This window comes from Spiroplasma sp. Moj (genome assembly GCF_016082285.1).
GTDB lineage: Bacteria > Bacillota_I > Bacilli_A > Mycoplasmatales > Mycoplasmataceae > Spiroplasma > Spiroplasma phoeniceum.
Map to the genome: position 1 here is coordinate 1 of NZ_MQTY02000026.1, position 11,898 is coordinate 11,898.

General features: G+C 28.5%; 11 protein-coding genes. All 11 read right to left on the minus strand.

Annotated elements, in window-relative coordinates; genetic code table 4:
• Window positions 1–135 precede the first annotated feature (135 nt).
• The 11 genes from BST80_RS02100 to scm1 all read right to left on the minus strand — a co-directional run bounded on the left by BST80_RS02100 (window position 136) and on the right by scm1 (window position 11,761).
• Window positions 136–660 carry an ATP-binding cassette domain-containing protein gene (locus tag BST80_RS02100; RefSeq protein WP_415745743.1) on the minus strand — a complete coding sequence of 175 codons (525 nt, stop codon included), beginning with the start codon at window positions 658–660 and terminating at the stop codon, window positions 136–138.
• Window positions 653–961 (minus strand): ATP-binding cassette domain-containing protein, encoded by a 309-nt coding sequence (locus BST80_RS02105; protein WP_415745744.1) that lies wholly within the window; start codon window positions 959–961, stop codon window positions 653–655. Before BST80_RS02105 ends, BST80_RS02100 begins: the two co-directional genes overlap by 8 nt.
• Before the next feature lie 134 nt (window positions 962–1,095).
• The gene (locus tag BST80_RS02110) at window positions 1,096–1,476 is read right to left on the minus strand and encodes a transcription antitermination factor NusB (protein ID WP_348734924.1); all 381 of its coding nucleotides are present in this window, start codon (window positions 1,474–1,476) and stop codon (window positions 1,096–1,098) included.
• Window positions 1,477–1,489: 13 nt separating this feature from the next.
• Window positions 1,490–2,155 (minus strand): hypothetical protein, encoded by a 666-nt coding sequence (locus tag BST80_RS02115; RefSeq protein WP_415745745.1) that lies wholly within the window; start codon window positions 2,153–2,155, stop codon window positions 1,490–1,492.
• A 38-nt stretch (window positions 2,156–2,193) separates the two neighbouring features.
• Window positions 2,194–2,643 (minus strand): hypothetical protein, encoded by a 450-nt coding sequence (locus BST80_RS02120; RefSeq protein ID WP_415745746.1) that lies wholly within the window; start codon window positions 2,641–2,643, stop codon window positions 2,194–2,196.
• Between the two features lie 79 nt (window positions 2,644–2,722).
• A complete protein-coding gene (locus BST80_RS02125) occupies window positions 2,723–4,369 on the minus strand; it encodes a hypothetical protein (protein ID WP_415745747.1) in 1,647 nt (548 codons plus the stop codon).
• A 148-nt stretch (window positions 4,370–4,517) separates the two neighbouring features.
• Window positions 4,518–5,114: a hypothetical protein gene (locus BST80_RS02130; protein WP_415745748.1), complete on the minus strand. Its 597-nt coding sequence runs from the start codon at window positions 5,112–5,114 to the stop codon at window positions 4,518–4,520.
• Window positions 5,115–5,116: 2 nt separating this feature from the next.
• Window positions 5,117–7,222 (minus strand): hypothetical protein, encoded by a 2,106-nt coding sequence (locus BST80_RS02135; RefSeq protein WP_415745749.1) that lies wholly within the window; start codon window positions 7,220–7,222, stop codon window positions 5,117–5,119.
• A 45-nt stretch (window positions 7,223–7,267) separates the two neighbouring features.
• Complete coding sequence (ruvX, locus tag BST80_RS02140; RefSeq protein WP_415745750.1) at window positions 7,268–7,687, minus strand: Holliday junction resolvase RuvX; 420 nt, start codon at window positions 7,685–7,687, stop codon at window positions 7,268–7,270.
• The gene (alaS, locus tag BST80_RS02145; RefSeq protein WP_415745751.1) at window positions 7,680–10,436 is read right to left on the minus strand and encodes an alanine--tRNA ligase; all 2,757 of its coding nucleotides are present in this window, start codon (window positions 10,434–10,436) and stop codon (window positions 7,680–7,682) included. The genes ruvX and alaS overlap by 8 nt, the downstream gene beginning before the upstream one ends.
• 95 nt (window positions 10,437–10,531) lie before the next feature.
• Entirely contained in the window at window positions 10,532–11,761 is a 1,230-nt protein-coding gene (scm1, locus tag BST80_RS02150; protein WP_415745752.1) for a motility-associated protein Scm1, read from the minus strand.
• Window positions 11,762–11,898 lie beyond the last annotated feature (137 nt).

Sequence of the window (11,898 nt, forward strand, 5' to 3'; positions counted from 1 at the left end):
TTCGTGGTGCTGAAATAACTACATAATTTAAAAAAATTATTTTTTTTTGAAAAAATAGTTGCAATTTTTAATAAAAAATATATTATTGACTTAATAAGGGTGAATTGTCCTATTTGCATCTTTACTTTACATTGCTTAAAAGCAAATCCATTTATCAACTTTATTAACCCGTGAATTTGTTTTTGCTTTTTTAACTACAGCTTGATATTGTTGTTCTAAATCAGCTTTTTTATTTTTCTCTAACATTTGTCACGTAAAATTATGCACTGAACCATATTTTGCGACAATGTCTTTGACTTGACCAGCTTCTTTAATTTGACCATTGTGAACATAAATATATTTTTCACAAAACTCTTCAACTTCACTCATCATATGTGTTACTAAAAACATCGCTTTTCCTTTATCAACAATATTCTCTTGTAAAAAGTGAAAAATTTCTGATCGAACTTCAATATCTAACCCAGTTGAAATTTCATCTAAAATAACTAAGTCTAGGTCATGGATTACTGATAATAAAATATTTAATCGTTGTTGTTGGCCGCCAGAAAGATCTTCAACAAATTTATTTTCCATTCCAATTAATTGATATGTTCGTAACAATTCACGTAAATGCACATCTTTAATTGGAATATTAAAGGTATTTAAATAGTATTTAATCAATATCCATTACTGAAATCCCAATTGGATATTTTGATTCTTGGAATTGTAAACCAATTGTTAAATTTTCTTGTCGATGGACTTTACCACTTGTTGGTTGGCGAATTCCACCAATAATTTCACTTAATGTTGATTTACCACTTTCATTGGCTCCAATTACCCCAATGCGATCACCTGGATTAATCACTAAATTAACGTTATTCAAAGCAACTTTATTTTTATATTTTTTTGTAACATCAACTATTTCTACTAGTGGTTTTGTTGAATCAATTGCTTTGCGTTCCTTTATAACTACTTGTTTCATAGGTTACCCCTTTCCTAGCTATATTTATTCAGTTTTAATTAATAAATACGCTCAGAACATTTTACCAAAAAAAATAAAAAAAGGATATAAATATCCATTTTTATTTGTATGAACTAATTCTTATATTTTAGAAATTAAACTTGATCTAAGACTGAATTAATGTAACTAAAATCAGTATCTTCTCCATATAATTTTAAAATTTCTAAACTTTCATTAATGACAATTGCCTTTGCTAATTGTTGATAACAAATTTCATAAACTCCATATACTAAAACAGCCTTATGATAATTACTTAAGCGAGCAAAATTTCATCCTGGTTTTAAATGTTGATTAATTTTCGCAATAATATCTGATAGATTTGCTAATATTTCCTCAACTTGAATTGTTTCCGTAGAAGTTGTTACCATTTGTGAGAAATCATATGCTTCTTGTTTTGTTGTTAAAACATCATGTTGTAAAACAAAGTGACGATATAACAAATTAATAATATTAATGCGTTCTTGGCGTTTTGACACGTGACATACTCCTTTAAATATAATGATATAAACAAAATAAACTACTTTTTTGTAACCGATAATTATGGCGATGACTATGCTCGCTTAACAAATGATGTAACATTAAAATTGTTTCATCGGCAAAAAGATCAATCGTTAAATCATCGTTTTTTTCAATATGTTTTATTATATCACTTCAATGCATTTCTTGCTGATTAATTATTTGAATATTATTATAAGGCACCAAGTCAGTAACAATAAATGGTTCTTTACTATTAATCACAACCAAATTAATTATAACAGTACGTAAAAATTGTTTTGCATCAAGTAATTTAACCATCCGATTAATCATAAATTGTTGTGTTACAATTGGCGAAGTAATTAAACCTTTCCTTTGCTCTCACATTGGGGTTGTTAATGTTGTTGTTACTGGTTCAGATAATGTTTTGATTTTTAAAAAATAAAGATTTTTTCGCGTTAAAATTAAGCGTGGAAAATAATATGTAATACGGCTAAAATCATCATAAAAAGCAACATTTTTAAAATATCACATATAATTAACAGTCCGAACATATCGTTCAATAATCTTATCAAAGCCATGATATTGCTCAGAATATAACTCTTGTTTTCAATTCAACGGTGGTAAACCAAGCTGCTGTCGAATTTTAACTAAATAACGTCGTTTTTTAAATGTTAACATCTTATTTTCTCCTTCTTTAAATTAAGTAAAAAATAAACCTATGGTTTCTTACGATGTCAAAAATGATTAGTTCGTTTTTGATACGCATATCGATATTGAATTTCATCTTCTTCTGTTAATTTTTCAACTAATTCTTCATTATATCGCCGTGCTAAAGGTTCTTGATAATCAAAGATTTTTTCTTGTACCCGAACATGAATCCCATCTACTAATAATGGGGCTTTAATTTCTGCCAACTTTAAAAATCTAATTTCTTTTGCATGTAAATACAGTAATTTCCCATGTAATTTAGCATTTCTTAATAAAATATATTCTTTTTTATTACATGCTTCTGTAACATTATCTTCAGTATAAACATTATAACTAAGAAAATGATTTTTATCTTGTGAATTACCTGCAAAAAACATTTCATTGGGGTCCATCCAATCAATGCAAATGTTTTTTCCATTACGTAAAAAAAGATGCCCTGTTTTTATATCTCTTATCATTTCTCGTTACCTCCTATCTCCTTAAGGTTTATAAATATTTGGTTAATACTTAACGAGGTGATAATTAATAATTAATACACTATTTTCTACTACGTGCGTCTTGCATTAGTTTTGCTTGCACTCGTAATGATTCAATTAAAAGTTGCCGATTTTCTTTAACTTCATCGCGAATTCTTAATAACCATCGGAATTCCATTTGACGTTTAATAAACTCTTCAAGGTTTCCTTTTGTATCTTTATATTTAAGCACTTGTTTATTTAGCAATTTAATTTCAGCATATTGCTTTTGGTTTAATAGCATAACATGCTTACGTAATAGGGAAATTGATTCACTACGGTTTTTTAAAATTGCATCGTTTAATTCTTCATCATTAGTTTTAATTGCTCGTGATAAGTTAATAGCTCGATTAAAATCAGCTAATTCTTGAGAAATTTGACGATTATATCCTTGTTCATATTGACGTCGAACTTCAAATAAATATTCCGTCATTTTTTGATCATAAACTAATCGTTCTTCAATATTTGGCCGTTTTGTTTCATCATAACGATGATTATAATTTGTTTTTTTGTAAAGATCTTCATCAAACAATAATTCTTGTTCATCACTTATTACTTTGTTTGTTTGATTATTAATCGCTTTCTTTGCTCTTGCAGTTTCTCGATCTTTTTTTCTTTGTTTATAATTTAGTTTTGCAGCAAAAGTTGCTTTTAATTGTTCTAATTGCGTTTGCTCTGCATCAGTAAATTTCTGAAAACGACTTTTATTTTCTAATCGTAAAATTAATCGTTCTTCAATTGATAATGGATCTTCTGCTGTCCGAATTATTTTAACTGGCTTTGGTTTTGGCGGAGTAATATCTTTTTCAGCAAATTCATTTAAACTAATTTCAACTGGTGATTGTTTAATTAAACGAACAAGAATTTCTTCATCTCCTTTTTCAATTTCAATTTTATCATTTGGATCAACAACAAAATCAACAATTGATAAACCATTCCGTTTAATTTGAGAAATTTGTTGTGCCAAGATTGGCCGTAAATCACGACGAATTGTTGTTACTTCTTCTGTTTCTTTTCGACAAATAATTGTTTTAGGTTCGTCTTCAAACGAGTTTGATAATTCTAATTTATTTTTAACCTGATTAGCATCAAAATGATTTCAGGTTGAGAAAGTAGAAAACTGGTCATTAATGTGCTCACTATCTTTTGATGGCGGTTTCATTAAATTTTCTGTTTTAGAATTGGCATTTTTAACAGACATTTTCTTTGGCATACTCGTTTGCTCGGTAGTAATTGTTATTTCTTCTGATAATGACATTACTGGTGAAAATTGTGGTAAGAAAGGCTTTGATTTTGACCCTGCTTTCTTACTAACTGCTTGTTTTGCTTTATGATTTTTTAATCTTTGCAAAACAGGAATTTCTTTTTCAACCCGATAACTATAATCAATAAATTTACTTTTAGCTCTTTGCTCTTCTCAAGTATTTCTTTTTTTATCCTTTAAACGAATAACACCTGTTTTTTTAGTTCCAACAACTTCGTTAACATATTTTTGTTTTAACGCTTGGTATTCGGCGCTATTTTCATCTAATTGTCCCAATAAAACCTTGATTGTTGCTGGCGTTAATTTTTTATCCATTAGTTCTGTTGTATCTCGATCATAATCAATAATGTTTCCATAATTGACACGAGAAGTTACGACAGATTCTGAGTCTTTTTCTTTTGCCATTTTCTATTCCTCTTTTATCTATTTTCTCGTTTTTTGATACTTACATATACTATATAAAATTTTTGCACTTTTTTAAAGTTTTTTTACTAAAAATTTTGCTTTTTTTAATAAATTATTTATAATAATATATCTTTTTTTAACTTAAAGATTATCAGCGTGATTTTGGGCCTTTTTTGTGAAGATAACGCTGTCTCTTACTTTTTATTGATTTTTCAGTTGATAGCAGCGAAGATTCTTGTTCTTGTGGTTGATGATACATATTATATTCATCTAACAATGCACGACCAATTTCTCGCATAAAAATAGTGCCATAATTATCTTCTGCTGTTGAAATTTTATTAATGTCATTTCTATTTTTAAATACTGGCTTTGCTTGCAATTCTAATCCAGTAACTTCACTATTTAATATTTTTTTATTTATCTTTGGTAATTTAACTGGTTTTGATAATGTAGCCAAATATTCTTCTCGTTTTTTTAATTCATTTAATCTAATTTGTTGTAAATCACGAAGCGCTAACTCTTGTTGACGTTGTACTTGTTGTATTTGAATTTTATTATTATTTGCTAATGCTTGTAATAATTGTTTTTGAACAATAGCATCTGCCTCTTGCGCTCATAATTCTTTCTCTCGCGCTCATTGTAAAGCCACATCAGGTCTTTTCTGAGGATCAATGCCACTTGATGTCACAACTTCATCAAAATATTTACGAATTAATTCGGCTGTTGTGATTTTTTTATTTTCCATTGTTAATTCTTCACCACTTTATTGTTACTACTTATTGTTTCACTCTTTTCATTATTAGAGTTTTCAACTAAAAAGCCATCAATAACCTTTTTTCCTTCAGCACGATATTTTTCAATTAAAATCTGTGGTAATGGTTTAGGTTTTACTTTTTTATTATTAAGTTTTTTTTGATAACGCCGTTCTTTACGCATATTTTTTTGAATTAATTTTTCTTTTAATAAACGTTGATGAAGTTGTTCTAACTGACGCCGATGAATTTCACGAATTTCACGAGGATGATATCCTGCATAAGTGTATTGATTTTCCGTTAAATCAACTGTTAAATCAGGTGTTTTTGTCGAATCAGCATAATCAATTTGATAATCTTTTAATTCTTTCTGTGTATATAAAGTCAAATCTGTGTCTTTTCTTTTAGTAGGAATAAATGTTTGATTATTTACTTCTGCTATTAAATTAGATTGTTTTTTTGTTATTTTTAAATTAGAAACTTTATCATTATTTTTTTCATAATCATTACCATATTTTAACTTTTTTAAATTAGGACGTTTTTTAGGATCAATAATTGAAATATAATCATTTTTATTTTTTTGTGTTTTTTCAATTAATATTTGATTATTGCTAGCCCCTATTGTTTTAGTAAGTACACTATTTTGACTAGCTCCATTCAAGAATGGTTGCTTTTGCTTACTACTAATTGCATTTGTGAAAGTTAAATTTGGCACAATTGCTTCATTTTTTTCTACTGATAATTTTGACTTAATCTTCTTTGATGGTTTTATCATTAATGGATTAATTTGTCTAGTAATATCAGGTTCTAAATAAAGATCAGTTTTAAAAATTTGTTTTCGTTTTGGTTCTTCTTTTATAAAATTACGAATATATTTACCACCAATTTGTTTCTTAGTTTTTCCTAAACTACGGGATAATGATTCTTTGACCATTTGATCACGTTTTTTAATAACATGTTCCGGATTAATCACAATTGGTGTCTCATTTTTATCTTTTTTATGTGTGATTTGCTGCATATTTTGTTTTCACTCTGAATGATGTGAATTCCGACGTGACAACAATTCTAATTGATTTTTACTTAAATTCATTTGATCTTTAATTTCATCTAATGACCGTGATTTAAGATCCCGATTTGATAAAGAATAATCTTCTTCTGGATGATAACCTTCTCGCGCTCGATTTGAATATGGATTAAAATCATGTTTAGTATTATCTCGTCGTGATAACAATTGTAATTGATTTTGATTTAATCCTCAATTATTTGCATGTTCTTTCACTTGTTCATTAAATCCTTTTAATGATTCAATTGTTTCCTCGTTTTGACTGTCATTTTTTGAACCTTGTGTTTGACTTTGAAATCGTCCATAATGTTCATTGCGTTGTCGGATTAATCGTTGCTGATTTAGATTTAACTTACTAATAATATTTTCAGTTTCTTCTGATGAAGGAAATACTTTATCAGACTTTATATTCTCATCTAAGGTTAGTTCATTCTTAACAACTTGTTCGGTTGGCAAACTTGCTAAAACAGATTCATTATTATTTAAAAAAGCTTGACGTGGTTGTTTTATCTCTGATTCAATTGCTTCTTGTGATGCTTGATAACCACGAACAACTCGCGATGGAAATAAGTCTTCAACTCGCGATAATTTTCGTTTTGACAATAATCTTAACTGACTAGGATTTAGTCCCATTGTTTTCTTGCTACTCGTTGCATTTTTTGCCAATTCTTTTTTAAATAATGATGATTTTTTACTTGAGGTTTTTTTAAATTGTGCATTTTCTCCTAATAATAATTTAACAAATTTTTCATATTCTTTTTCATAACGTTGATTTCAATCAATTGCACTATTTGAATTCAAATTTTGATATTCTTCCATTAACTTTAAAAATGGTTCTGACTTTTTCCAAGACTTAGTTAACATTTTAATAAGCATTGTTTCATTAACATTTATTTTTAAATTATTATTAACTTCTTGTAATTGTTTTGTTTCATTCAATTTCTTACTAGCCATCATTTTACCTCAAATTTTTAAATTATAACCGTCAATAAATTCTTCTTCTAAAATTATATCATTTTTTCTTGCTTTTGATATCAATATTTGTATAATTAAATATTAAAAAAATAAAAGAGAATGACTCTTTTATTTCTGTTGTAAATATGCTTCTAAAATTAATTGCGCTGCTAAACTATCTTTTTTTTGTTTTCGTTTTTGGCGCGAAAGACTTGCTTCTAACATTATTTGATGAGCTTGACGTGTTGTTAACCGTTCATCAACTAAGTGAATTGTTATCGTTGCTTCTAATAATGGTTTTAAAATATCAACAAAATCATTAACCATTAAAGCACGAGGTCCAATTGTATTATTCATATTTTTGGGATAGCCAATAATAATATCACTAAATTGGTTTGTTGTAATTAACTCCGCTAAATATTGCGCTGCTTGTGCAAAATCATTTTCTGGAAAGCGATAAACACCATACCCAGTCGCAATCAGTCCCCGACTTGTTGCTAAGCCTAGAGTTTTACTACCAACATCAACTCCTAAATAATACTTAGCCATGATGTTTTAAAAATTCTAGCGGGTCAGCAAATAATTTAACAAGTAAAATTTTGTCTTTATTGTTAAAACCACTTTGAGCAACACTATTATTGCCGCCACCTTTACCACCTAATAATGGATTTAATTGTTGAATAATTTTTCCAGCTTGATAACGATCGTGTAAATCATCACTAACACCAACAATTAATGTGGCTTGTTTTTCATCACTAACATCAACGAAAAAAATTAGTAAGTTTTGATATCGAACTTTATAATCATCAATTAACACTTTTAAAGCATTAATATCAACTTTTGCTGTAAATTGATGAGTTAAAACATTAATTCCATTTTTAGTTTGTGGTAACAAGGTATTATATTGTTTGACAAATTGTTGAATTAAAATATTATCATATTGTTTTTGTCAATGTTTAAAATCTTCTTTAAATTGTGCTACTAACTCTTTTAACTGTTTTCAGTTTGTTTTTGAAACAGTTAAATTACTAATTTGTTCTCAAGTTTGCTCTAAACGTTGGTCAAGTAATGCTTTTTTACCTTGATTATACTTATCAAAATAATTAATTGCTTTAGTTTTTTCTTTTAAAAATTGTTCATTTAGATAACTAGCAATTGTTTTATTTGAGGTAATAGCATGAATTCGAAATGTTCCAACTCCTTTTGATTCCAAACCAGTTACTAGTAAATCTTCAACATCTTGTGAATTAGTCACATGGGTTCCTCCACAAAGTTCACAAGAATAAGTACCAAATTTAACAATTCGAACCTCAGCATCATATTTTTCTGTAAAAAAAGCTAAAGCATGATGCACATCTAATGCTGTTTGCATATCAGTATAAATAACTTCACAAGGAATTGCAGCCTTAATTGCTTTTGTAACAGAAGCTTCTACATCTGTAATTTCCGCTGGTGTAATTGCTTGATTATGTGTAATGTCAATTCGTAAACATTCATCATCGTTATAAGAACCAGTTTGCATAACATGGTTTCCTAACACTTCTCGTAAAGCAGCATGAATTAAATGTGTTCCTGAATGATTTTTCCGCGTATAAAAACGACGATCACTGTCAATTGACGCATTGACCGAATCTCCAATCTTAAGTGTCCCTTCAACTTTGACAAAATGTAAATGCTGTTTATTTGGCCCTTGTTGTACATCAAGAACATAAGCTGTCGTATTGTCTTTTAAAATTAATCCGTGATCCGCAGCTTGTCCCCCTTTTTCAGCATAAAATGGTGTCTCTTTTAAAATGATATATCCTGTTGTATTAGTTAATTTTGTGACTGGTTTATCATCAGCAAACATAAAGACAATTTCTGTATTATTAACTTGTTCATGTTCATAACCAACAAATTGACTAGCAACATCTAACTTGGTAAAAAGTTCGCTTTGTAAATGAATTGCTTTAATATCTTTTCGATTAGTACGTGAAATTGTTTTCGTATTTTCTAATAATTCATCAAAACCAACACGATCAACACTAATCCCTGCTTCGTGTGCTTCTTCTTCAATTAATTCAATTGGAAAACCATAACTTTCAAATAAACGAAAGGCATGTTCTTTTGAAATCGTACCATATTTTGTTTTAACTTCATTAAAAAGTTTGTTTCCTTGTTCTAATGTTCTTAAAAATTTATTTTCTTCATCTAACACAGCTTGTTCAACAATTGGTTGTTTTTCAACTAGATAAGAATAATATTCTTGCATAATGTTAACTACTGTTCCCACTAATTTAAATAAAAATGGTTCTGTTAAATCAATTTTTTTCCCATATAAACTAGCACGACGAATTAAACGCCGAATAACATAACCGCGATCTTTATTCCCCGGAAAAGCACCATCAGCAATTGCAAAAGTAACTGCCCGAATATGATCAGCAATTACTTTAAATGCAGTATTAATTTTTAATTGTTCTGAATCATTGTTAAACAATGCTGTTTCATCATAATGATATTTTCCATTTACTAATTTTTCAACCGCTTTAATAATTGGCATAAACAAATCAGTTTCAAAATTAGTTGGTGTTTCTTGAATAATTGAAGTAATTCGTTCTAATCCAGCACCAGTATCAATATTTTTTCGTGGTAAGTCAGTATATGTCCCATCACCATTATTATTATATTGTGAAAAAACAATATTTCAAACTTCCAAATAACGATCATTTTCTAAATCATCTTGCAATAACTTTAATCCTAATTGCTCAGGATCATATTTTTCCCCACGGTCATAAAAAATTTCGGTATTAGGTCCGCATGGTCCGGTTCCAATTTCTCAAAAATTAGTATCCTTATCACCTTTAATAATTCGTTCATCACTTAAACCAATTACATTGCGTCAAATTTCATAAGCTTCTTGATCATCTTTATAAATTGTGACATATAATTTGACAGGATCAAACCCAATTCATTTTTTATCAGTTAAAAATTCTCAAGCATACATAATTGCTTCTTTTTTAAAGTAATCACCAATTGAAAAATTACCAAGCATTTCAAACAAAGTATGATGACGTGCTGTATAACCAACATTTTCAATATCATTAGTTCGAATTGATTTTTGTGAATTTGTCAAGCGTGGTGATGGTGGTGTTTTTCGCCCATCAAAATATGGCTTTAACGTCGCCACACCAGAGTTAATTCATAATAATGACGGATCATCAATAGGAATCAATAATACTGAAGATAATTCATAATGATCCTTACTGCGAAAAAAATCTAACCACATTCTTCGAATTGCATTTGCTGTAAATTTTGTCATTTTAATATTCCCTTCTCTTTCATAATTAATTAATAGGATTATAGCATACCAAACGAAAAAAACTTTTTTATTTCAAAGAAGTTCTTACTAAAAGCCTATTTTCGATATCCTCGAACCAATAAATAAAACGAAACTAATAAAATATTAACAAAGAAGAAAGTTGTAATTACTGGCACAACGGCTGAATATTGAAAATATTGGCGAAATATTGTTCACATTAAGGTTTGTCAAAGTAAACCAATTACTAATCATGTTATCATTTGAACAAACATTAATAAATTATATGAAAATTCTTGTAAACGTGCTAAACAAAACAACATAAAATAAAGGGGAATAAAACTAATGATCATTAATCCTATTGCAACTACTAAAAGAATTCAGTTAGCTCTAACATACCCCGTTGTTGACGTGAAGGCAGGGAAAATCATAATTACAATAAAACCAATCATTAATAAAATCATTCCAATGTTGCTTCCTAAGCGTTGACGAAGTTCCCGACGAGAAGAAATATTAATGTATCCTAATCATTGCATAAAATGAGTTACAAATCCACCACGGTGTCCTGCTGATGATGGTAATAATAATTCAATTGCAATGCGAATTGATAATCCAATCACAACATTAGCAACAGCAAGGGGCATCACAAAAATAATTAATACTTCTCCTGCTTGCATAATTGTTGGTGCTTGCGCAAAAAGCGTTCCTAAGCCATCTTGATTAATTATTAAACCTAATATTGAAAACACATTTGGTTGATATTGTACATTGTTTATTCAAGTTGCCAATCCTTGACCATTAGTTAAATTATATCAATAAAGTTTTTCACGCAGTACAAAAGAAAAACCATCAGCAATGGCAATGAAAAATAATCCTAAAAATAAGGATAGATATAAAGTAAAGCCACCAATTCTTGTCATTCATTTACCAACTAATAAACGAACATTTCATTTTCAATGTGCTGCTGTTATATTTGTTAGTAAGACAATAACAAAAATTGCTGTTCCAACTGCAATTAATGTAAAAATAGGAACAAAAATATATAAATCAATTACTCAAAATTTAAAAAGAGCAAATCCATTTAAACTAAAAACTGCTTGAAAAGAACCATATGATAATAAAAAATTTAAAATATTATAAGCACTATCTCCCTGTAAAGTTTCTAATGGATTAGGGTTTAATCCTTTAACACTTAATGAATTAATAATTTCTTGTTTTAAGGCTGTTACTTGTTGATTTAATGTTGGAACAACTGCTCCAGCTATAATAATTACAATTCCTGCTAAAAATCATATAGTACTAAATTTTAGTCAAGACTTTAATGCCATAGTCTCCTCCATGTTTCTAAATAATTATAGGTATATTATACCAATAAAACAAGGAAGATGATATTTTTTATTTGTGAAAACCATATACATTTTAGACCACTGATTTAGTCTTTAAATTAGAATGGAGATTAAAATGA